This window comes from Pseudomonas peli, assembly GCF_050563605.1.
GTDB classification, from domain to species: Bacteria; Pseudomonadota; Gammaproteobacteria; order Pseudomonadales; family Pseudomonadaceae; genus Aquipseudomonas; species Aquipseudomonas peli_A.
On the sequence record NZ_JBNXUH010000237.1, the window covers coordinates 1 to 320 of the forward strand.

1 pseudogene is annotated in these 320 nt (G+C 61.2%); it reads left to right on the forward strand.

Annotated features, from left to right (window positions below):
• Positions 1-66: 66 nt before the first annotated feature.
• Positions 67-320: pseudogene (locus tag ACQ4LH_RS21575) on the forward strand (AMP-binding protein); the annotation flags it as partial.

Genomic DNA, 320 nt, shown 5'->3' on the forward strand with positions numbered 1-320 from the left:
ACATGACCTGGAATGTAAAACCCTCGGGGAGCGTCGACGGCAGCGTAAATTGTGTATAAGAGACAGGCCTTTACCCTGCCGCAGGCCGTCAAATTCCCCGCTGCCATGGCCAAAGGCCGTGGCCAGTCGGTCAAGGAAGCCGCGCCGAGCAATGGCGATATCGCCGTGCTGCAATACACCGGCGGCACCACTGGCGTGGCCAAGGGCGCGATGCTGACTCACCGCAACCTGATCGCCAACATGCTGCAGGTCAAGGGCTTGCTGCGTTCCAATCAACCGGCGTTTGCCGAAGCCAGTTCACAGTGGGAAGCCCGGCGCCA